Genomic DNA, 21,488 nt, shown 5'->3' with positions numbered 1-21,488 from the left:
AAGCCTCACAAACAGAGTGAAAACGCACAATGCCTCAAATCCCTTCCCTAAAAAGCATACAGGCGTTTGAGGTGGTTGTGCGGCGTTTGAGTTTTAAGGATGCGGCGGAGGAGTTGCATGTAACGCCGACGGCAATCAGTCATCAGATCAAGAACCTTGAAGAGCATTTTGGGATGGCGTTGTTCCATCGTTTACCACGGTCTCTTCGTCTAACGAAAGAAGGTGAAATTTACGCTCCTTTTATCCGGGAAGCTTTTGAGAAGTTGAATGCTGGGTCTGCGGCTCTTTTGAATGATGACCTTGATGGCACACTGACAATTACCACCACCAACTCATTTGCTTCAAACTGGCTGGTACCGCGGCTCAAGCGATTTTCAGAGCAGAATCCTTTAATTGCCGTGAAAGTTCTGGGCTCCGATGAGTTACTCACCTTTCCAAAAGACAACATCGATTTGGCGATCCGATACGGCGAGTCCGACCATGTTGATTTACACGCTGCCTGGATACTGGATGATTTTGTATCAGCTGTGTGTGCTCCAGATTATCTGCCCACTTCGCCAGAGCCATCAATGCTGCAGAAAGGCCAGTTGATACAGTATGAATGGACAGGATTTTCCGACAAGGACCCGAGCTGGGAAGGGTGGTTCCAAAATCAAGGTTTCGGATTTGCTCCGCAAAAACCAGTCAATACGTTCTCAGAGGAGCATATGTGCATCTCGGCGGCCAGAGATGGACACGGGGTTGCTTTGGTTAGTCTGATCGCAGCTGCACGCGACCTGGAGGAAGAACGCTTGGTTGCACCATTCGATTACTCTGTCAAAAACAAAAGCTATTATCTGGTTTGCCCCAAGTCTTCAGCCAACAGGGCAAAAGTCCAGGTGTTTCAGGATTGGCTGCTGGATGAAGCAGATTTGTTTCGCGATAGCGTGATTGGTCAGCGTTTCTTTGAAAAGTAAACGATGCCCTGAATCTCATTCAGCCGTCAGCTGAAATCTCTGAAGTTGTTCTCTGTTTTGTACTCAAGGTAGGACTGTGCCTGACCTTCTGATCTCTGTGAGAGAGATTAAGAGCCAATGGCAGAGGCAGTCCCATGCGGTCGCAAGATCAAGTTCATAAGCTAATCAATCAATATAGTTTCACTCTGGATTCTGGGGACCTGAAAGGGTTCGCTGCCTTGTTTAAAGAGGCAAGCTGGCACTTTGACGGCTCGGAGCCAGTTCATGGTAGCAAGGATCTGTATGATCAGGTTCTAACGCGAGTCATCTTGTACGAAGACGGAACACCCCGCACCCGTCATATGACCACCAACTTGGACATACGAGTTGATGAAGAAGCTGGCAGAGCTGAGTGCCAACGATATGTCGTCGTTGTTCAGCAAGCCGATGACTTTCCATTGCAGGTTATCTACTCAGGTGAGTATTTTGATGAGTTTATCCGCCAGCAAAACGGAGATTGGCGATACTCTAAGCTCACAATCAGCAAACCATTCTTTGGCGATTTAAGCCGCCATCTTCTGTCTCGGTTGAGTTAGGAGGATGATAGCTATGCAGTGCAGCGATCACGATGAGATCCTCGAGCTTCTCAATCGCTATAGCTTCACTTTGGATAGTGGAGACCTGAAAGGATTTGCCGAACTCTTCGCTTACGGTGAATGGGGCATGGAAGGCAACATGCATCAAGGAAAAGAGGCCTTGTTAGCAGGTGTTCTATCTACTGTTTTACTCCAGCCGGATGGGACACCTAAGACCCGTCACATCTCTACCAACATCCAGCTTGAGATTAACAAGGAGGCCGGAGTTGCGACCTGCAAACGCTATGGCCTCGTTATACAGCAGACAGCTGCTCTTCCCTTAAAGCCAATCTTCTCGGCGGATTACTTCGATACTTTTTCTAAAGTGGATGGTGTCTGGCGTTTTACGAAATGTGAGCTTAAGCGCGCATTCATCGGAGACCTTTCACACTTGTTCTCGCAGGAACTAGCATAACTTCCGGTGCCCTCACAATCCAGAAAAGCAAACACAAGGAGACGTCTCTGATGACAACGCTTTTACAAATTGATGCCAGTATTCGGGGCAGCGAGAGTAATGTTCCGGAGTACAACTCCATCTCCCGCAGCATCTCAGCAACCTTCATGAAGGAATGGCAACAGCACAAACCAAATGACACAGTGATTTGTCGTGATGTTGGTATGCATCCTCCAGACCATATAACTCAGGATTGGATCGCAGCGGTTTTCACTGCCCCAGAAAGCCGGAGTGACACACAAAACGCACTGCTTGCTCAGTCAGACAGTCTAATTGCTGAATTAGAGCAAGCCGACATCATTATCTTGTCAACTCCGATGTACAATTACGGCATGCCAGCTGTTCTAAAGGCCTGGTTTGATCAGGTAATGCGCATCAATAAAACTTTCAGCTTTGACCTGGCTCGTGGTGATTATCCGGTAGAACCGATTTTATCTGGCAAGAAGTTAGTTGCGATCACGTCTTCAGGAGAGTTCGGATTTGGGCCCGGTGGAGTTCGCGAAGGCAGGAACCATCTCATACCGCATATCAAAACCCTGAAAGGGTATCTTGGGGTTGATGAATTATTTGAAGTCGCAGCTGAGTATCAAGAATTTAATGACGAACGACATAAGACCTCCGTGCAAGATGCGCATGCAAAAGCGAGAGAGTTGGCCGCAAAGCTTGCTTTACTGAACTAGAGGTTCAGTCTAAGCAACAGCCCAAAACTAAACCCACCATTTGGTGGGTTTAGAGCTGTCAGTTCCAGAAAAGATCGTGTTTGCTCTTCATTCAGACCCAACTTGCTGAATGTGAAAAGTGTCTTTGAGCTCATCACCTTCTGTCAAGGCGCTACTAAGCGTATGCAGGTGACCATAATTCACGTAAAGCTTGCCTTTCGCGACAACCCCGGTGGTTGGGTAAACATCACCCGTTTTGAATGTCTGCCCTATTGTTGCAGAGCTCCAGTCATCATCAGAAAGGAGCTGGAACACCGTGTTGGAGACAACTCCAGAAGCACGATTGGTGATTGCGATAAGCTCATCAGGGCCAGCCAAAACGAGGCCATCGGTACCAACAAGTGGCTGAGGCATTGCTACTTCAGTAAAGGCTGATGGATCATTTAAAGGAACTTTGAAAAGTGAACCATCACTTTTCTTGGCCACAAGAAGATATCCGTTCTTATGATATTGTATCCCGTTCAAATTAAACCCGTCACCACGAAACCTTTCATGGGAAAGAAACACACTGGCTTTGCCGGATGGCGTAACTTTGTAAATGGATGCAGCCAGGCTATCCGTGATGTAGGCATTGCCATCCGCATCGACTGTTAGGTCATTTGCAAACTTTTTCTCAGCAGGCTTGAGATCTGACAAATCAATGAACTTTAGAGGGGCGCCTGTTGCTAAATCGTAGATCCCCAAGGACACTGATGCGAACTTATCTGAGGGAGCGCTGCGTGTTGCTACACCATAATCAGAACTGTTGACCAGCAGTCGCCCTCTTTCTGCATCAACGCGAATTCCAACAACAGAACGAAGGCGCTCATCATCAACCAGACGAGTTGCTGTCCCATCCTTGTTAAGGGCAATAACTTCACCTTTTCTTATTGAGCCAAGTAAAAATCGTTCACGCTTTGCATCGTACTCCAGCCCTTCAGGGTAAAGAGCTTTGCTTTCTACGGAGAACCCATCACTCTCTTTTGCATTAAACTCCAAAGTCGTCTGCTGGGCTGATGCTGCCGAAAACATTAAGAAAGATAGAGCTGATGCTCTCCATAAAGTACGAACACTGTTTCTCATGGAGCGTTACCTCATGTTGTTGCTCGTTTATGCTCATGAGGCTAGAGACGCAGGCTACCGCCCACAAACTCGTTTAATTCATGCCGAAGCTGAAACTATCTTAGCTGAAACAACTCGTTGTGATGACTGCATGTAGTGGAGATGTGACCAACACCGGACATTCATGAATTTCCATCAAGGGTTGAGCTAACATCGCAGCGATAATATCTTGGCATAGTGTGAGGGCAATTTTTTCTTACACCACTAATAGTCTGCACATCGAATGAGGTCTTCAAACCAGACACTATTCCGCGTGGCCATCATCGAAATCACGCACGCAAACTGAAAATGGCTATATAACTCTACGCCAAAACTCCTTCATTAATGAGAGAGTGCCCTTGCTCGTTGAAACGTCAATACTAGTGATCGACAAGGCAATCCCTGTCCCTAAAGGTCAGCTTCCTTCTTGTGAAGAAGGTTTCAACGCTGGCCGCACAAGATCTTCTAGAATTGCGGAGGCGTAGCGTCCGTTCCAGGTTCTGCTTTTAAGTGCATTTAGGTTGGGAGCGTCTGATAAAGAGATTCCTGCTGTTGCATATCGTAGTTGTGTTTTTCCCTCTTTGATGAGCCAGGATGGGAAGAACTTCACTGCACTCATGATGCTCGGATGCGTTTGTTCGTGAATGCTTGCAATCTTGCCACCTATCATTTGATGATGGCGATCTAGTAAAGATGGTTCGAAGAAATCCGTTGATTTTGGAGTAATCCGCTTTCCACCTTCAGATAGAAGTATTCTAGGCACTAGGTTGGCCTCTTGGCGTTGATACGGCTGGGCTTGAAGAGTTATATCGATAATCTCATAAGGAGGAGCTACAACCCACACATGTCCTGGTATTGGGTCTTCATCGAACATCCAAAAATGGGTTGGAGTGGGTAGCTCTGGATTCGTAATTTTGAGAGCCCCTTGAATAGAGTAGCTCCAGACCCCCAGCTCTTCTAGTATCTTAGTAAACATCAGAGCTACGTCTACACAGGCTCCTTTCTGACCGTCCGATAATGTCTCACGTGCTAATTGCTGTGCTACAATTGGTACAACTCGCCTAACATACTTATCATAATCAGCATCTCTTTTACGCATTCGAACAAACGCGCCGTAAAGTTCGAGGAACGATTGGTTTTTAGATTCAGCTCTTAAAAAGTTGTCGTGATTATAAAACGCTATCTTGGATGTCGGTATATCATGTTTGATAAACTGCTTTTCTAACTCGTTCAATGTCGAGGGGATCTTCATCGCTTATTCTCATTTCAACTTAATCAACAATTGCCGATGAAGGTTATGCGAATGATTTGAGAAATGCTAGATTCTCTCATTAGCGCATTCCGTAGGTACATCTGTGGTGCCTAGATAAGTTCACATTGAGGGTATTAACTTGAGCAAAAAGCAGGCGCCTCGACGAGTCTATAAGTATCGCATATTTAGCAGCTTGCTACTTGACATGCTGGTAGCTGACGAGCTCTTCTTCGCTGATCCTGCTGATTTCAACGACCCTCTTGATAGCAGACCAAATGTCGAAGGTGATTTGTCTTCTAGACAGCTCGAAGACATATTGAATCATTTAATAGAGAAGCGTACTAAGGCTGAGTTGACAACCGCAGCAAAATCCCTGAGATACCGTGGTTCTAAGACCATTGCGCATATAACGCATCATAGTAGAAAGCGCGCTCTTAGTTTAATTGATGAAGTCCGCTATCAGGCCAGTAATCCAAATTGCGAGTTAGAAGCCCCTCTGCACTCCTTACTCACGCAATGTATCGAAGAAGAACTCCTTCGACGTTACGATAAGGGAGTTGTCTCTCTTGCTTCCCGTGCCACTTGCCCACTGATGTGGAGTCATTATGGTGATCAGCATAGAGGCATTTGTGCCGGATATTCTGTTCCCGATGACACCAGTGCTGACTTATTCAAGATCACATATGGTGGCAGCAGGAACGTAAAAGCCAGCGATATCGCCATTATGGAGCAAGATAGCAGAGCGAGAATTAGGGTTGATGAAGCCGTGCTTTTTCGAAAAGCTCGCTCTTGGAGTTACGAGCGTGAATGGCGGTTGATAGGCAAGCGCGGCGTTCAGGACTCTCCGCTAGAGTTGGAAGAAGTAATTTTCGGAATTCGCTGCGATTTATCCCTAAAATATACTATTGTAAAGGCTCTAGAGAACCGATCACAGCCAGTTCGGTTTTATGAAATGCGAGAACAACGTGGTACATTTCAACTTCGCAAACGAGTTCTTGATACAAGTGAGTTAAAAGCGCTATTTCCGCGTCGATCAAGGATTTCTATCGATGCACTTAATACTCTGGATCTCGAAGATATTGGGCGTCAAAATCAGACTGAATGAATTATCCATTTGACAAGCCACATATTGTATTAGTGCGACTTTTGGTACGCTCAGGGAACATTTGAGTATCTTTTTTCTTAAAGATAGCAAGCGTATAGAAGTCAATCTTCAATTGAAATTTCGCGCCTGCTAATGTTGTCTTACATCAAGATAATTAGCAGGTACAGTTACTCCGCCTCGTATTAGGAACGGCTGTAAAATCAAGTCTATGAACAGCCATGCAGGCGCTTGAGCATGAACTGTGTTTATGTTTAATATTTGCAAATTTATTATGAGAGCCCAGTAATGTTATTTCCTATAGATCTTCATCTAAATGTCCCTTCAGAAAATGGGCAAGTACAGCGCAATATAAAACTTCATAGTGCCTTGACTGTGTTGGTTGGACCAAATGGCTCTGGCAAAACGCATATAATGCGAGAAATGAAGAGGCAATTGCCTGGGCATATTAAAGGAAAGACAATTCGTTTCCTCTCTGCTGGACGGATGGGGATAATGGAGCAATATCGATCAGATTATGATGGTCAGCGTGGCGGCTCGCCGAACTATGAAAGCGCTGCATTTGGCGGCAAAGGAAACACCCAAAGGCGCACTAATTTTGAGACTTTGACTGGTGATTTCCATACTCTGGCTGCACGACAGGACATTTTGATCAAAGTGAGTGAACGGCTTCGCAAGCTCTTTAGGCGGGATATTTCGATTATTTGGGATTCTGGGAGTTTGAAAGTTGAATTCCGCCATGAGGGGAACAACCAAAAGTATTCATCTGCGCGTGAAGCTTCAGGTTTAATACACTTAGTCGGTTTGCTTGCTGCATTGTATGATGATTCAGTGGGAGCTTTACTTATTGATGAGCCAGAGGTGTCGTTGCACCCCCAGCTTCAAGCTTTTCTATTAAAGGAAATAAAGAAATGTAGTGGGGTACCCACGCAGGATACCTATAAGAAACTGATTGTCATTAGCACACATTCAACCGAATTTATTGACTTAACTTCAATTTCAGATTTGCCAAATTTTGTTTTTTGCCAAGAACTTGGTGAAGAACCAAGGCAGATATCTCCAGCCGAAAATATTTTGGCGAATAGAAAAATGAGCGAGCTAGTCACAAGAATAGGACAAGAACACAAGTTGGCGTTGTTCGCGAAAGTTCCATTATTAGTAGAAGGGCCATCTGACAGTATTATATGTGGTGGACTTGCAAACAAGCTAGATCTGCATATCGAAGCTAGCGGAGCGCAGTTGCTGCCTGTAATTGGCAAAGGGGAGTTTCCCACAGTCGTGAAGCTAATGCGTTTACTGGGAAAAGACCCGATCGTATTAGCTGACGCGGATGCGTTTACTGATGACAATGCGCTTAGCAACACTTTTTTGAATTGCGATTTAGCGAAGAGCAAAGCGATTTCTTTGGGACACGCTTGTGCCATGGCTTATGAGCGAAATGTTCGGCAACGCTTCGTTGACTTGGTAGACAAAGAGTGGGAAGCAATTAGACCATTAGCTACGGAAACAGGATATTGGCGCCATTCTGGGGCTTGTGCTGACGAAGTCCTGAGAAAGAAACGAGCAGCCTTTTCTGCTATTTTCCAAAACCAGGTTGATGAGTTACCATCTGATGCATGGAAAGACATGCGAGTGCAGTTAGAGCCATTACTTGAGCTTCTTGAGAGTTGTGGTTGCTTCATACTTCGGCTTGGGACCATTGAAGAGTATTATCAAAATCAAGCTGCTTTCGATAACATTGGTAAGCCTCAAGCTGCTGCAAATGAAGTTGCCTCTTTTGAGGAAAACAGTCACTTAGAGGGCGTTTATTCAGATGTAGTTCGCTGCATTAAGGCTGCATCGCTAGCACCAAATATTAATGAAGCGGAACTAGTACGAGATCATTTATTATCACTTACAACAGTTGCTCTTGAACATCTAAAAGCTGGGAAGAGCGAGGAGCAAATAAAGTCCATATTGCGCAATATTCTAGGTGAAAAGGCGGAATTATTTACGATCGAGATCAAGGATGATCAGCTCCGAATTAACCTAAATAGCAGTATATTAGAGATTGATACATTTCCCATTTCAATAGACAAGTATGCAAATGTAAATGAATCTATTCCGAAGGCACTTGGGCTTGCATAAAAGCGATGCCCACTTCGGTCAATCAGCAATAAGCTGCGCAAAATCAATCTATGATTGAAGTCATGCATTGGCCGGACGTGCACTGGTTTCGCTTGAAGGTCCGGTTATGGCCCAACACCTCGTTGCATAACACACTGATGGCTACTCGCTAAAGTTAAAATCACCGTCGGCAAAGAACAGTTCAATCCATTCAATACCAGAGATAGGGGAAGCAGTGCTCGAAAATAAAAAATGGAATAAAAACCATGCTGCATCTACTGCGAAGTTAATAAAGTTAGTTTCAGTATCTCCATTTCCATTGCCTGCAAGCTATTTAGACTTCTTATCCAAAAGTGATGGTGGAGAGGGGCCGCTTGCTGTTCAACCATGTTGGTTAATCCTGTTTCCTGCCGAGGAGGTTGCGGATATTGAAGAGAGCGCCACCTACCATGAGTTTTTTCCAGGCCATGTTGTGATTGGTAGCAATGGTGGTGGAGTTGCAATCGCATTGACCTCCGATGCTGAGCGGAAAACGACTGTCATTGCTTTCGATACGACTAACATTGATTTGAAAGAAAGCGTCGTATTGCTTGCGCCAACATTTGAAGCACTTCTTGCGATGCTTGAGGACGACGTCTCTCCTGCAAAAAGCGTTCTTGGCAATGTCGGCAACGATGTTATCTCGTGAAAGTCTACAAAACGCCGTAAGTGAAACTTAATGCGGTCTTTGGAAGCCGCGGCTTTTAAGTGACCGAAAACGTTCAGACAAGCTGTCTCAACCAGTGATGGAAACGTCTGAATGACAGCTCTTGGCCCTCGACGCTAGTCGCGGCCTCTCACTTGTCGGAGTTTTCGCATTACAGCGCAGATCAGAAGCCTTGGTCAGTATGATACTTTCTTACTCTCCTACAGCCACAGCGAGGACAAATAGTCCCCGGTTGAGGCTGGTAACTCTTCTTGAAGAAGGGTGGACCTTCTCTATACAGGAAAGAAATATGAATGAAGCCAACTGAAGAATCAGACGAATTTGTTGTTACCCTGAACCAAATGGTCGATCTTCTAGCCAAGAGCAAACATACCAAAATCTGGGAAAAGAAACTGCGTTCGCTAACGGCAAAAACCACCCTTCATATCGATGACTTGCGGGCGCAGATCAAACAGATGTACGGCGGCATGGGATCGATAAACGATATCTATTTGCAGCTTCCCAACGGTGATCCTGACTACGAGAGTACTGTTCAGTTTTCGCAACTTGCGACCGAGCTTTATCGTCTCGTATCTAGGCCGAGCCAAAACCCAGACGATGATGAAGCCATAGTGCCAATGAAGGAGCAGTCGCGACGTTTGGTAATAGTTGAGCGGCCTGACGGTATTTTTAGCATCGCTGAAGAATATTACTACATCTTTGAGGATAGCGGCGAGGTAATTTCTGAAGGTTGGGATCAACTCCCGGCAGAAGGTCTTTTCGAAACATTCGTGCTGGCGCGGCAAGAAGCTCTGACGATTGCAAGATCGAGATAGATTAGTGCTGAAGCAGTCCTCTGGGCATCTTATAGCATAAATCATTTTGGACTCTTTCAGGCCCTTAGCTGCGCTTTGCATAAATATCAACTCAAGCCCTAGTGTAGCATCCGACCCTCATTTGCAATCAACTCTAGTTGAGTAGCTTCAAATCAACTATCAGAACGATTGAGAACTCTTTGGTAAGTGCGTCTCAACTCTTGCTAGAACTGCTAGAATGACCGCTTGTGGCCCAAATTCTAGATATTCCTAGCACGTAGCAGCTGACCAATACCGGAATTCGTCCTGACAACAGGCTGTTCCGACCAAAGTATTTATCAACTTATGCTTGCATTTAAGGTGAGAAGCAACCGATTCTGAAACGACTTCGTAGTGGCGAATGCTAAACCGCGTCCAATAAGCCAAACCCAATCAATCTAGCCTAGGAAAATTTATGAAACTCGATTTAGCCTCTGCGCTTCTGGATCTAGAGCATTTTAGTGGTCCCAATCTTACTCAAACTATCAAGTCGCTCGAGAACACAGCAAAGGGTATAAGAGCCGAAGAGACTGCAGAGTTACTACGAGAGAAGATGATAAGTCAGCAGACTTGGGAAGCAGCCGGTCTTGTGAAAGAAGCAACTGGGCAAATTAATGTATTAGTTCATGCACTCGGCATTCTTATGTGCTTACCCAACATCTTACAACCAGGAGAACAAGTTCAATATCTTTCACTCGGAGCAGGTAACACTGGGCGAAAATTTGATCTCGAAACAGATCATCGCATTGCGGAGTTCAAGTTCATCAATTGGAAAGGTGGGGCAGAGAGCATTCGGCAAAATGGAGTATTTAAGGATTTTTATCTATTAGCTCACGAAGCAACTGAAAAACGGCGGTTTCTCTACCTTACTGGAACAAAATACGCGATAAAGTTTCTAACGGGCAGGCGATCATTGGCGAGTATTCTTAGTCGCAACAAAAAGCTAGAAGCTGAGTTCCAGGCTAGGTTCGGCAGTCGATACACAACCGTGGGAGAGTACTATTCGGCGCACAATGAGGCGGTTGAAATCGTTGATACTTCTAAATGGCTCCCGCGCACATCTTAGAACGGATCAGAAACTGCCTCCTATTAGAGACTTACAGATGTGCTATAAAACAGTGAATAGAATATCCTACCAACTGCTACATACTCCCGCCATTTGGGCAAATGGTGGATTACCGAGGAATCTGCAAAACGGCCAAATTTTGCGGCACAACCCTACTTAAATTATCCAAACGTCTTCATAATTTTAATATGCTCAGGATCGATTGGATTATTCCGATTGGTTCCAGCATATCCCAAAATACTCCGAATATTATCATCGCCAGCATGCCTGGAAATAATATCCGTTACCTTATTAGCGCTCCCGCGCTTTAATTCGTTCAAACGTTCTGGCTCTTCCAATAAAGCCTCAGATAATTCTAAGAAGCGCTGTCCAAAGATGATCCATCGGGCCATTGATAGAGTTGGCAAGGTCTTGTCTGTAGCACCAACAATGCTGCGACTAACAAGATAGATGGAGTAGAAGTTAACCATTCGCTTCAAACTGCGCGGGTTGTTTGGGAGGATGTCACTCAACTGACTTAGGTGGTGTACAAATGATCCCTCTGCTTGCTCCGTTGAAATCGCTTGAATAGCTGCCTCTATCTGATGGTTTTGTGAATCGAGGTCCTCTGCAAGTACTCGATTTACTACCTCAATAGAGACTTCATCAGATCTATCATTAAGCAAATTTTTCCAAAAAGCAGCCAGCCTCTCATTTGAAGCATCAGGTACACCTATTGATAGTTGAAATATCTTTTCCAAAAACATAAGTCCAAGAGGCTGTTTTGCCTGCAGACATGAAGTTGGATTAAATCCCGCATAGCGTTGTTCAAATGCAGACCGCAACCATTTCTGATCTGCTGCTACTACATAGAACACGTTTGGTGCTCGAAAGTGGGTTTGAATGCCCTCCAGGAACTCGACGACATATGTCGCGTTACAACGATCAAGATCATCAATAAAGATGCAGATAGGTCTGTTTGCTTTATAAGTAACCTTGTGAAAGAGTTGCCGTATTCGATAGAGAGGATCAGATGTGAGGTCTTCAAAATAGTCAGCAGATCGCTTTCCTTTGAAAAAAGAAGCCGCGCCCAATCGACGAAATACCTCATACGCAGCTATAGAACCAACCGACAACACCGCAAATGCGTTAAGGAATTGCCCGAGGGTTTCCTTTGTTTCCTGATCAAATCCTAAATGACTACTTACTGTCGTCCAGTTCCACGCCAATAGATAGAGCAATAAGGCAGCAGCGAGCAGCGGCCACAAGCCACCAATGAACGAGTTCGTTGCCTTGCGAATATGCCAAGACCACCATTCATCACCAATGTGCTCGCAATTTGGGTAAGCATGCTGCTTGTGCAAAGCAAGTTGGCAACTTGTTTTCACCCTTTAGAGGAATGGCCACCAAGGTTTTTCACGATGCTCATGCTCCCACGCATTAAACTCAATAGTGATCCACTTTTCACCTTCTACTTCTTCACCATTAAACATGTATTTTAGCGGTCCATCCTCCAGTCGTTTTTGAAGTAGCTTCCACAAACTCGTCTTTCCTTTACCCCAGGGAGCATGCAGTAGAATAGCTACACCCGTGCTCCGTGGAGCTGTTGTTCCATCCTTCTGCTCTGTCATCCGTCTCGTCCTTTTCCAGAGCGGAATAACTTATCCATTCTGATCGCGAGCACACGAGCAAATGCTTCCCGACCAAGTGAATCATCCTCGGTTACTTCGTCTAGATGCAACTCTACATCTAGACGAACCTTATTTCGCAAAATGCTTCTGATCTCCGCATTCACGAGAGCAGCTTTTCGTTCCCAGAAGTCATCTCCAACAGGCAAAATTCGCTCTACAAAACCCTCCGTGACACTCCCGCCAAGTAGTACTGTTTCATACCACTCGCACCACACTGACCAGTTGTCTTCCTTGGGAAGGTTCCTGAAAAAATGCGAGAATACAACATCATGATGTTTATGCTGCCAGAGTGGGAAGGAGATGAATTTGGTTGCAGTTAAGCTATTGGTCACACTGAAGCGATCATTCTTGATCTCTTCCAAAAACAACCCACCCCAATCGACTCCCTCGTTTTCTCTTGCAAACTCTCCATTGGAAATCATATAGTTTAGAAGTGCAACTGCTTCTGCAAATGAGTTCTGGTTGAGAATTTTCTGGAGTTCTAGAACTCCAATTGCATTACTCAAGATCGCATCTGCGAGATATGCAGCTTCTCTATTCACCTCTCCTTCAACAATCCTGTTTCCTGAGGCTCCTTTTGCGCTGGATAGAACTTTATGCAACCTTTGATACACGAACACGTCGAACGCTTCATCTGGGGCGCTAATCAAGTTTGCCCAGAGGCGGAGGGTAACGCTGAACAGAGTCAAAATATCGTGTCGCCAATGCGAATCCGATAGAGCATTCACATCAACAAGCACAAGCTGCCGTAAAAGCGCTCTTACAATTATAATGTGAGTGGTTGTGCTCGGTTCTCGTTCTAACCATCTGGCAAACTCGTTTGTCTCTAACCGATCTTCAGCCACGCACGCCTCCACATTTTACCAGAAAGCCTACGCATGCATTACAGTGACAACAATCCTCAAGACTTCACCCAACAAAAAGCCAGCCCTTTTCAGAAGCCAGCTTCTCATTGCGTAGATTGCCTTAGCTAATCTGGAATTACCTTAGTTTGTGGGAGAAGCCTGGGTGCATCAGCTTATGCAGAGCTTTTGCTTCTATCTAGCGATACGCTTACAGGCAACAGAGAACGGCTGGTTGAGCTTTATCAGGGTGTGGTGGGCGTTTGCGTCGATAGCGAAGTGCCTACGCTGTCTAAACCCTTGGTTGGTCTGTTCGAATGGCAGCTCTTGGCCCTCTCTGTTGCTATATCGTGGACTGATGATCCTTCTTCATAACGCACAACACTCCAACTAAACCAATCAGTTAGAAGATTCATTTTCGTTTCACTTAACCCATTCAGATAAAATGGTACTCTCGACCCAATTCAAAAAGTGAGTCGAGCATGGCTGGGAAGAGTGACACTTATAGCCGGACTTACACGGCGTCCGAAGTTGCCAAGATCGTTGGGATGAGTATTGAGACGTTGCGGGTCTGGAGGCGGCGGAAGCAATTGGTGCTTGAGGGCGAGCGCCAAGGCTGGACCCGATATACCTTTAATGATCTGATGGCCGTTGCCACCTACCACAACATGGTACGCTCTCACTGCACAAATACGATTGCAGAGCTGATTGCCGGGACTGTCTCACAGCAGCTCGCCAACAAACGGTCTGGTATTCTTGGCACAGAAAGTAGTGTTTTCTGCCTTTGCAACAATGCAATGGATGAGGAAAATATTCAGATAGAGATGCATCTCGGACTGGAAGAGCTTCTGGAGGCGATCACTCAAATTATGCGAAGTTCAAAACGTCAGCCTGCTTATCATATTGTCGATTGTGGTGCTTTGTTTTTGAAAGTGCTGGTGTCTTGCACAAAGGTGCGTGAGGAGAGCGAATAATCGCTTTGGCTCATTAAATCACAGGCCCATGCTATCGGCATCAAAACATCTATAGCCTGAAGATCGAGAGGGGATCGATATGGCGAGAGCGCAGTTGAACTTGAGTATTCCAGCCGTATCGCATGCTGAAGAGAGCTGATGCGGCTTCCTATTGCGGTCTAAGTGCAACCAGCTTCCTGGCCAACTGTCCGGTTCCCGCTGTTCTTCTTCCCGGAGGGCGTAAGGTCTGGGACGTCAAGGATCTGGATCGCTGGATTGAAGGCTTAAAGGAAGATAGCCGTCCATCGGATGATGATCTCCTCAATCAGCTGGGGGCTTGAAATGACGATAATCCGGGTCAAAGGCTTCAAGATCTTCAATGACCAGCATGGCAAGCTGCGGTGTTATCATCGCAAGACTGGTGAACCAATCAATCTGGAAAAAGCGCCAATTGGCAGTGCTGCCTTTCTGGCGGAATGTGAGCGGCTGACAAACTTGATGTCAGTGGCTGATACCAGCAGGCCGGGCACGCTCGGCAATCTGATTGACAAGTATCGTGCCAGCTCTGCCTTTCTTGAACTAGCTGATCGCACCAAGTCGGACTACCAGAAGGTCTTTGATTATCTGGCACCAATCCACAACACACCCCTCACCCGCTTTACCTCGCCCTTCATTGTCAAGCTCAGAGACAAGGCAGAGGAGCAGCGTAAGCGGCGTTTTGCAAATTATGTAAAACAAGTGCTTTCCGTTCTGTTTTCTTGGGGCAAAGAACGTGGGTTCGTCAAAGAAAACCCTGCTCTTGGGGTTAAATCCATTCGCAAACCTAAGAACGCTCCAATCGCCAACAGGCCCTGGACAGATGATGAGCGCGGGATCGTGTTAAAACACGCTCCTCCTCAAATGGTCCCTGCCCTTACCTTGATGATGTATACGGGACTTGGTCCGCAAGACGCCCTAACGCTTTCCAAGCAACAATACCAAAATGGTTTCATCTCAACACGGCGAGCCAAAACAGGGGCTCCGGTCTTTTGGCCTGTTATTGCACCTTTGAAAGCAGCTCTTGATGATGCGCCAGATCACGGAGCGCCAACGCTTTGCACAAACTCCAGAGGGCAACCATGGACTGTTTCGGGGTTCAGAGCATCGTGGAGAAAGTTGCGCATCCAATTAGAGGATAAAAACCTGATTAAGCCGGGCCTTACCCTTTATGGCCTGCGCCATACAGTGGCGACTATTTTGCGGGAGATTGGGCTGAACGACAGAGACCTTGCCGCTGCGCTGGGACATGAGACAGAAGCGATGGCACGGCTTTATGCCAAGGGAGCTGATTTGCGCAAAAGCATGTCGGACATTGCTGTCCGATTTGAGAAGGAAATCACTCTGCGCGGGGAAGAGTTCAGCAAGCAGTTAGAGCAAAAGTGTCAAACCATGCCGAAAAAAGTGTCAAACCTTGAGAAAGCTGAGCGAATGCTCAGTTTATTATCAAACAATTTCAAAGAGATAAGTGGTGCCCGGAGGCGGATTCGAACCACCGACACGCGGATTTTCAATCCGCTGCTCTACCAACTGAGCTATCCGGGCACATTCTGCTGGGGCGGTTTGTTTTCCGTCCCGCGAAGGTGAGCGTCTTATAGGGTGCCAGATTTCTCCTGTCCAGCGGGCAAATGCATTTTTTTCAAAGAAATCTGATTTCTCCACTGCCCACTCAACAGAATTTCATAAGCTCCTTAAATCATAGCGCTTTTAGCAGCTTTGATCGCCATCTAAGGCTTTTAGTTGCCCCTTACCTACTCGTTGGGTGCTCCATTTTCTGAAATATCCCAGAACAAAGCCACCATGTTTCTCAATGCATCTCGCGCAACGGGCTTGAGGATGTGCTCGTTAGGGGCATGCTGAGAGCATCCAGCATAGGAGTGTGGCACCCAAACTGTTGGCATTCCGAGAGTTTCAGCAAAACACTCGTTGGGCAATGAGCCTGCGAGGTTTGGCAGCACATGTGGTTTCTTACCGCTTGTTTCTTCTAGGGAAGCAGAGACCATTTTTACCCACGGATTGTTCGGAGAAAGACGGGTCGCATGGAAGAAGCCACGGTCTTCTTGTCTGATCTCAACATCCTTGAAGCCATTCGCATCCAAATGAGCGCGCAGTGCCGGGATAAGGCCTTGAACATCCGTACCCACCACATAGCGCAGTTGGCAGACAGCGAAAGCATAGCCATCGATGGCGTTGACAGGTGCTTCTGGAACACCACTTTTCATGGCCAAAACGGCAAAGGAGTTCCAACCGAACACCCGCTCAGCAGGTGTCAGCCCTTCCTCACCCCAGTTTTCACTGATTGTTGGTCCCTGAGGATCACCAACAGGCAGCTCACTGAGCGCTTCACGAATGTCCGGCGTCAGGCTGGTTGGACGCCAGCCCGGAATCTGGATCTGACCCCGAGCATCAGCAATGCAGGAGATTGCGTTGGCAAGGATGATAGCAGGATCGGCGAGCAGCCCACCCCAGTTGCCGGAGTGGTTTGCGCCATCACGCAGATTAACTTGCAGGGTGAAAGTCTGAGCGCCTCGGGCACCTGTGAAAACAGTTGGCGTATCCGCTTGCAAACGCGGACCGTCGGAAGCGATGAGCACATCAGCAGCTAGCATTCTCTTGTGTTCTTCGAAAAACTCCTGAAGACCAGCAGAGCCTGTCTCCTCAGATGTTTCAATGATCACTTTGCAATTGAAGCCCAGTTGCTTCTTTTCCTGAAGCAAACAGCCCAAAGCTTGCAGATTGATGAGGTGCTGGCATTTGTTGTCAGCCGTGCCGCGACCGTAGATGCGATCACCATCTTCTTCCAAAACGAAGGGGTCTCTGCCACCCATCCAGTTGCCTGCTTGTCCACGCACCACATCACCATGGCCGTAAGTGAGGATCGTTGGGAGGTTTGGGTCTTCAATCCGCTCGCCATAGAGGAAAGGCCCACCAGCTGGGTTGGGGTTGTCGAAGATATGCGTTTTGAAACCGAGACGTTCGAGTAGAGGACGCATCTCTTCTTTCAGGTAGCGCATCAGTTGAGGCTTGGAGTGAGGTTCCTGGCTTTCAGTAGGGATTGCGATTAATCGTGCCAAGTCTTTGAGGAATGCGCCGCTGTCGAAGTAGGTTTCCGCCCGTTGGATGGCTTCATTGCGACTGGACATTCTCATTCTCCCTCTAAACTCAGTTGGCGCAGTTAATCACTTAAGGGAGCTCCAATCCACTCTGTTTGTTGCAGCAGCTTTAATGCACTCTGAAGACCGGCTCCCGTCGCCATGCAGATGCCGGGTAAGGTCATCCATTCCAAAGCCCACGCAGCGCCTGAACGCTCCTGCTCATGCACCAGCGCGCTATGCATGGCGGATACTTGTGTGCTGTTGTAGCGCGCCAGCGTAACCAGCAGCTCTGCATTGATTGGGTTGTGTTTGTGAGCCATGGCGGACGAGTTGCCGCCTCCAGTAAGCCTGATTTCACCAACACCTTGTTGAGCCATCAGTGTGACATCCGCCCCCAGTTTGCCAAGACTACCGGAGATCATGGAAAGCACATTCGCATAATCGACCAGATTATCCCGTTGTGTGTGCCATGACTGGTTGGGCACTCCCAGATCCAGCTCTGCCGCCATTTGCGAGGCAATGGCCTCGGCATGCTCGCCTTGTGTTGATGACGTTCCAACAGGGCCACCGTACTGAAGAACTGATACCTGCTTTGCTATATCCTCCAGTTTCTGCTGATAACGCTTCAGCGGTGCGATCCATGTGGCAATGCGATCCCCCGCAGTGATTGGCAGGGCGACTTGCATGCGGGTTCGGCCCATAAGCGTATGCTCGGCGTTTGCTGACTTTAACGTCTCAAGTGCACCAATCACTGCTGCCAGACGAGAGGCCAAGATCTGAGAGACTTGCTTCAGGGTCAAAGCCAATGTCGTGTCCATGACATCCTGACTGGTGGATGTTTTGTGGCATGCAGCAGCGTGCGGTTCACCAATGCGGGCACGCAACTGCGCGATGAAAGCCGGAATTAGCAGACCATCTTTGGCAACGCCCGCTTTCAGTGCAGCAAGGTCTGGCTCAAAACCTTCACAGCCTTTGAGTATAGCTTCTTTTGCTTCTGGTAAAATAAGCGCATGTTCGCTCAAGGCGTTGGTGAGAGCCACTTCGTAAGCCAGATAGTGCTGCAGCGTTGCTTCGAGTGAGAAGGCACTTTGCACCTCCTCATCTCCAAACAATCCACTCCACACCGGATCTGTGAAGAGGCTCACAACCACATCAGTCCCTTTCGAGCGCGATTGCGATGCCCTGACCAACGCCAATACACATGGTCGCCAGTGCGCGCTTTTTGCCTTGCAGGCTCAGCTCCAGAGCAGCGGTACCAGTGATGCGCGCACCAGACATGCCGAGTGGGTGACCCAATGCAATTGCACCGCCATTCGGGTTTATGTGCGCGGCGCTTTCATCAAGGCCCAACTCGCGAAGGACAGCGATACCCTGACTTGCAAAGGCTTCGTTCAGCTCAATGATGTCGAAATCGGATGGCTGCAGGTCCAAACGTGCGCAGAGCTTCTTTGCAGCAGGTGCAGGTCCGATACCCATGATGCGTGGAGACACGCCAGCGGTTGCTCCACCCAGCACGCGTGCGATTGGCGTGAGGCCATATTTTTTAACCGCTTCAGCAGATGCAACAATCAATGCTGCTGCACCATCATTCACGCCGGATGCATTGCCCGCGGTGACGCTGCCGTTTTCGCGGAATGGTGTCGGTAGCTTTGCAAGTTTCTCAGCAGTCGTTCCCGCACGTGGGTGTTCGTCAACTGATACGATAATCGGATCGCCTTTGCGCTGTGGGATCGTTATATCAATGATCTCTTTGGCAAGGCGGCCATTTTCCTGCGCCGCTGCAGCTTTCGCCTGAGAGCGGGCAGCGAATGCATCCTGATCCGCACGGGAGATGCCAAAATCTTCGGCCACGTTCTCACCAGTCTCAGGCATACTGTCGATGCCAAACTGCTTCTTCATCTTTGGATTCACGAAGCGCCAGCCGATGGTGGTGTCGAACACTTCGTTTGCACGAGAAAACGGTGTAGTAGCCTTTGGCATGACGAAAGGTGCACGAGACATGGATTCCACGCCACCTGCAATCACCAGATCACACTCGCCTGTTTTGATCGCACGGGCCGCTGCAATCACGGCATCCATGCCAGAGCCACACAGGCGGTTCAGTGTTGTCCCCGGAACAGCTTCTGGCAAGCCCGCCAATAGAGCGACCATGCGCGCAACGTTGCGGTTGTCTTCGCCCGCCTGGTTGGCACAGCCGTAATACACTTCATCAACCGCTTCCCAATCAACGGAAGGGTTACGTTCCATCAGTGCCTTGATTGGCAGAGCACCCAGATCATCCGCCCGAACTGAAGACAGTGCGCCCCCATAACGACCAATTGGTGTTCTAATATAATCGCAAATATATGCCTCTGACATCAGGCCGTCTCCACTCTGTTACCCGCATGCGCCGCCGCTGTTCGCGCCTTCAATGCGCGCAGAACAGACAGTTCCTCCTCAGTCGGCGCAGGGGTTTCCTGCAAATCATCACTGAAACGTACAGCCCAAGACACGGTTTGTTGCACCCGTTCTTTGGTCGTACCCGGATGAAGGGAAACCACCGTCAGCTCTTTGGTGACAGGATCAGGTTTCCAGATGGCAAGATCTGTAATCAACAGTGATGGGCCTTTTGTCGTGATGCCCATACGTGCGCGGTGGTCACCGCCCTCCCCGTGTCCAAAGGAGGTAAAAAAGTCCAGTTTCTCAACAAAACCACGCTTGCTTTGCTTCATGGTGATGTAGATTTCCTGAGAGGACGACGCAATCTCTGGCGCACCGCCACCGCCCGGCAATCTCACTGTTGGATCCTCGTAGTCACCCACCACTGTTGTGTTGATATTGGCGAAACGATCAATCTGCGCTGCCCCCAGAAAACCGACAGTGATCTTTCCACCTTGCAGCCAGTAGCGGAACATCTCAGTGACGGAGACGGTTGTCAGCGCCGTATCGCAGAGTTCACCATCACCTATAGAAAGAGGAAGAACATCTGGCGCAGTGCCAATCGTCCCGCTCTCATAGATCAACGTGATATCAGGCGCATGAGTAAGACGCGCGATGTTGCAGGCAGCTGATGGTGGGCCGATACCGACAAAGCAGACATCTGTATTGCTCAAGGCACGGGAAGCGGCGATGGCCATCATCTCGTCTGGAGTAAAGTCTTGCTCAGTCATGACGTCACCTCCAGCCCTTTGATGCGGTCAGCAAACACGTCTGGCCCCTGCTTCAGCACATGCTCTTCCATCCACGTCTGAAACTTTTCGCGATCTGCAGCGATAGGATCCCAGTCGATGTAAGTCTTGTTGTCTCTGCCGTAGTATCCTTGCGCATAAGATGGATGTGCCCCACCTGGCACTTCGCATATGGCTGAGACCGTCCAGTGTGGCAGAATGCAAGCGTTCATGTGCGTGTCCAGCTCGTCGACCACTTCTTCAACTGTCACGATGGAATATGTGGCCGCCAGAACAGCTTCTTTTTGTACGCCAACAATCCCCTCAATCAGCACATTGCCTTTGCGATCCGCTTTAAGGGCATGGATGAAGGCGACATCTGGCCGAATGGATGGCACAGCTGCCAGTTCTTCACCTGTAAAGGGACAGGTCACACTTCTGATATTCGGATTCACGCGCTGAAGCTCTGTTCCCAGATACCCACGAAAGACAGCGCATGGTAGTCCTGCGGCACCTGCTTCATAGGCATTGGCAAGAGCTGCATGGGAGTGCTCTTCAACCTCAATAGACCGCGGCCAACCGTTTTCGATTGAATCACGCACCCGGCGCAGCAAACCAACTCCCGGATTACCCGCATAGGAGAAGATCATCTTTTTGACCAAGCCCATACCGATGAGCTGATCATAGATAAGATCCGGCGTCATGCGGACGATGGTGAGTTCATCAATGCCTTGCCGGATGACTTCATGGGCAGCAGCGTGGGGGATGAGGTGCGTAAAACCTTCAAAAGCGGCCATATCGCCGCTTTTGAGGTATTTCTTGACCGCATCTTTTAGAGACAAGAATTCAGCCATATTT

21 protein-coding genes, 1 tRNA gene and 1 pseudogene are annotated in these 21,488 nt (G+C 47.9%); 12 read left to right on the top strand and 11 right to left on the bottom strand.

What is annotated here, in order from left to right; genetic code table 11:
• The first annotated feature begins 29 nt into the window (after nt 1-29).
• The 4 genes from PJE062_RS12380 (at nt 30) to PJE062_RS12365 (ending at nt 2,704) form a co-directional block, all read left to right on the top strand.
• Complete coding sequence (locus PJE062_RS12380) at nt 30-956, top strand: LysR substrate-binding domain-containing protein (RefSeq protein ID WP_008549323.1); 927 nt, start codon at nt 30-32, stop codon at nt 954-956.
• A gap of 134 nt (nt 957-1,090) precedes the next feature.
• On the top strand, nt 1,091-1,531 hold the full coding sequence (locus PJE062_RS12375) for a nuclear transport factor 2 family protein (protein WP_037036702.1): 441 nt from the start codon (nt 1,091-1,093) through the stop codon (nt 1,529-1,531).
• Between the two features lie 13 nt (nt 1,532-1,544).
• The gene (locus tag PJE062_RS12370) at nt 1,545-1,985 is read left to right on the top strand and encodes a nuclear transport factor 2 family protein (protein ID WP_008549023.1); all 441 of its coding nucleotides are present in this window, start codon (nt 1,545-1,547) and stop codon (nt 1,983-1,985) included.
• 50 nt (nt 1,986-2,035) lie between these two features.
• Nucleotides 2,036-2,704 carry an FMN-dependent NADH-azoreductase gene (locus tag PJE062_RS12365; protein WP_008549120.1) on the top strand — a complete coding sequence of 223 codons (669 nt, stop codon included), beginning with the start codon at nt 2,036-2,038 and terminating at the stop codon, nt 2,702-2,704.
• Nucleotides 2,705-2,791: 87 nt separating this feature from the next.
• Here PJE062_RS12365 and PJE062_RS12360 read toward each other — a convergent pair whose 3' ends face one another.
• Nucleotides 2,792-3,805: a hypothetical protein gene (locus tag PJE062_RS12360; protein ID WP_208982281.1), complete on the bottom strand. Its 1,014-nt coding sequence runs from the start codon at nt 3,803-3,805 to the stop codon at nt 2,792-2,794.
• 433 nt (nt 3,806-4,238) lie between these two features.
• Complete coding sequence (locus PJE062_RS12355) at nt 4,239-5,075, bottom strand: hypothetical protein (RefSeq protein ID WP_008549392.1); 837 nt, start codon at nt 5,073-5,075, stop codon at nt 4,239-4,241.
• Between the two features lie 205 nt (nt 5,076-5,280).
• Here PJE062_RS12355 and PJE062_RS12350 point away from each other — a divergent pair, with 205 nt between their 5' ends.
• The 5 genes from PJE062_RS12350 to PJE062_RS12330 all read left to right on the top strand — a co-directional run bounded on the left by PJE062_RS12350 (nt 5,281) and on the right by PJE062_RS12330 (nt 10,888).
• Nucleotides 5,281-6,180: a DUF2971 domain-containing protein gene (locus tag PJE062_RS12350; RefSeq protein ID WP_157039141.1), complete on the top strand. Its 900-nt coding sequence runs from the start codon at nt 5,281-5,283 to the stop codon at nt 6,178-6,180.
• Nucleotides 6,181-6,465: 285 nt separating this feature from the next.
• Nucleotides 6,466-8,304: an ATP-dependent endonuclease gene (locus tag PJE062_RS12345; protein ID WP_008549260.1), complete on the top strand. Its 1,839-nt coding sequence runs from the start codon at nt 6,466-6,468 to the stop codon at nt 8,302-8,304.
• A gap of 214 nt (nt 8,305-8,518) precedes the next feature.
• Complete coding sequence (locus PJE062_RS25820; protein WP_157039140.1) at nt 8,519-8,971, top strand: SMI1/KNR4 family protein; 453 nt, start codon at nt 8,519-8,521, stop codon at nt 8,969-8,971.
• A 311-nt stretch (nt 8,972-9,282) separates the two neighbouring features.
• Nucleotides 9,283-9,804: a hypothetical protein gene (locus PJE062_RS12335; RefSeq protein WP_008549357.1), complete on the top strand. Its 522-nt coding sequence runs from the start codon at nt 9,283-9,285 to the stop codon at nt 9,802-9,804.
• A gap of 433 nt (nt 9,805-10,237) precedes the next feature.
• Nucleotides 10,238-10,888 carry a hypothetical protein gene (locus PJE062_RS12330; protein ID WP_086005225.1) on the top strand — a complete coding sequence of 217 codons (651 nt, stop codon included), beginning with the start codon at nt 10,238-10,240 and terminating at the stop codon, nt 10,886-10,888.
• Nucleotides 10,889-11,049: 161 nt separating this feature from the next.
• On the opposite strand, the gene PJE062_RS12325 is transcribed toward PJE062_RS12330, so the two are convergent.
• Genes PJE062_RS12325 through PJE062_RS12315 form a run of 3 tightly spaced genes read right to left on the bottom strand, consistent with a single transcriptional unit; the run spans nt 11,050 to nt 13,403 of the window.
• On the bottom strand, nt 11,050-12,231 hold the full coding sequence (locus PJE062_RS12325; RefSeq protein WP_037036699.1) for a P-loop NTPase fold protein: 1,182 nt from the start codon (nt 12,229-12,231) through the stop codon (nt 11,050-11,052).
• Between the two features lie 27 nt (nt 12,232-12,258).
• Complete coding sequence (locus tag PJE062_RS12320) at nt 12,259-12,498, bottom strand: P-loop NTPase fold protein (RefSeq protein WP_037036697.1); 240 nt, start codon at nt 12,496-12,498, stop codon at nt 12,259-12,261.
• Entirely contained in the window at nt 12,495-13,403 is a 909-nt protein-coding gene (locus tag PJE062_RS12315; RefSeq protein ID WP_008549020.1) for a hypothetical protein, read from the bottom strand. The genes PJE062_RS12320 and PJE062_RS12315 overlap by 4 nt, the downstream gene beginning before the upstream one ends.
• A 479-nt stretch (nt 13,404-13,882) precedes the next feature.
• Between PJE062_RS12315 and PJE062_RS12310 the strand changes: the two genes are divergently transcribed.
• The 3 genes and pseudogenes from PJE062_RS12310 to PJE062_RS27095 all read left to right on the top strand — a co-directional run.
• Nucleotides 13,883-14,374 (top strand): MerR family transcriptional regulator, encoded by a 492-nt coding sequence (locus PJE062_RS12310; RefSeq protein WP_008549208.1) that lies wholly within the window; start codon nt 13,883-13,885, stop codon nt 14,372-14,374.
• 122 nt (nt 14,375-14,496) lie between these two features.
• Nucleotides 14,497-14,694, top strand: coding sequence for a hypothetical protein (locus PJE062_RS12305; RefSeq protein WP_008548859.1), 198 nt, complete (start codon nt 14,497-14,499; stop codon nt 14,692-14,694).
• A pseudogene (locus PJE062_RS27095) lies at nt 14,663-15,664 on the top strand (tyrosine-type recombinase/integrase); the annotation flags it as partial. The gene PJE062_RS12305 and the pseudogene PJE062_RS27095, both read left to right, overlap by 32 nt.
• A gap of 194 nt (nt 15,665-15,858) precedes the next feature.
• On the opposite strand, the gene PJE062_RS12300 reads toward PJE062_RS27095, so the two are convergent.
• From PJE062_RS12300 to PJE062_RS12275, 6 genes are all read right to left on the bottom strand, one after another.
• Nucleotides 15,859-15,934: transfer RNA gene (locus PJE062_RS12300), tRNA-Phe, on the bottom strand.
• Between the two features lie 206 nt (nt 15,935-16,140).
• Entirely contained in the window at nt 16,141-17,532 is a 1,392-nt protein-coding gene (locus PJE062_RS12295; RefSeq protein WP_008549300.1) for a M20 family metallopeptidase, read from the bottom strand.
• A gap of 32 nt (nt 17,533-17,564) precedes the next feature.
• Nucleotides 17,565-18,629 (bottom strand): 3-carboxy-cis,cis-muconate cycloisomerase, encoded by a 1,065-nt coding sequence (locus PJE062_RS12290; RefSeq protein WP_208982280.1) that lies wholly within the window; start codon nt 18,627-18,629, stop codon nt 17,565-17,567.
• A 7-nt stretch (nt 18,630-18,636) separates the two neighbouring features.
• A complete protein-coding gene (gene pcaF / locus PJE062_RS12285; RefSeq protein WP_008549453.1) occupies nt 18,637-19,842 on the bottom strand; it encodes a 3-oxoadipyl-CoA thiolase in 1,206 nt (401 codons plus the stop codon).
• Nucleotides 19,842-20,633: a CoA-transferase subunit beta gene (locus tag PJE062_RS12280; protein ID WP_008549304.1), complete on the bottom strand. Its 792-nt coding sequence runs from the start codon at nt 20,631-20,633 to the stop codon at nt 19,842-19,844. Before PJE062_RS12280 ends, pcaF begins: the two co-directional genes overlap by 1 nt.
• Complete coding sequence (locus tag PJE062_RS12275) at nt 20,630-21,484, bottom strand: CoA transferase subunit A (RefSeq protein ID WP_008549277.1); 855 nt, start codon at nt 21,482-21,484, stop codon at nt 20,630-20,632. Before PJE062_RS12275 ends, PJE062_RS12280 begins: the two co-directional genes overlap by 4 nt.
• Nucleotides 21,485-21,488: the final 4 nt, after the last annotated feature.

The sequence above is a fragment of the Pseudovibrio sp. JE062 genome, from assembly GCF_000156235.1.
Lineage (GTDB): Bacteria > Pseudomonadota > Alphaproteobacteria > Rhizobiales > Stappiaceae > Pseudovibrio.
Note: the sequence above shows the minus strand (reverse complement) of the source record. Positions and strands in the feature narration are given on the sequence as shown.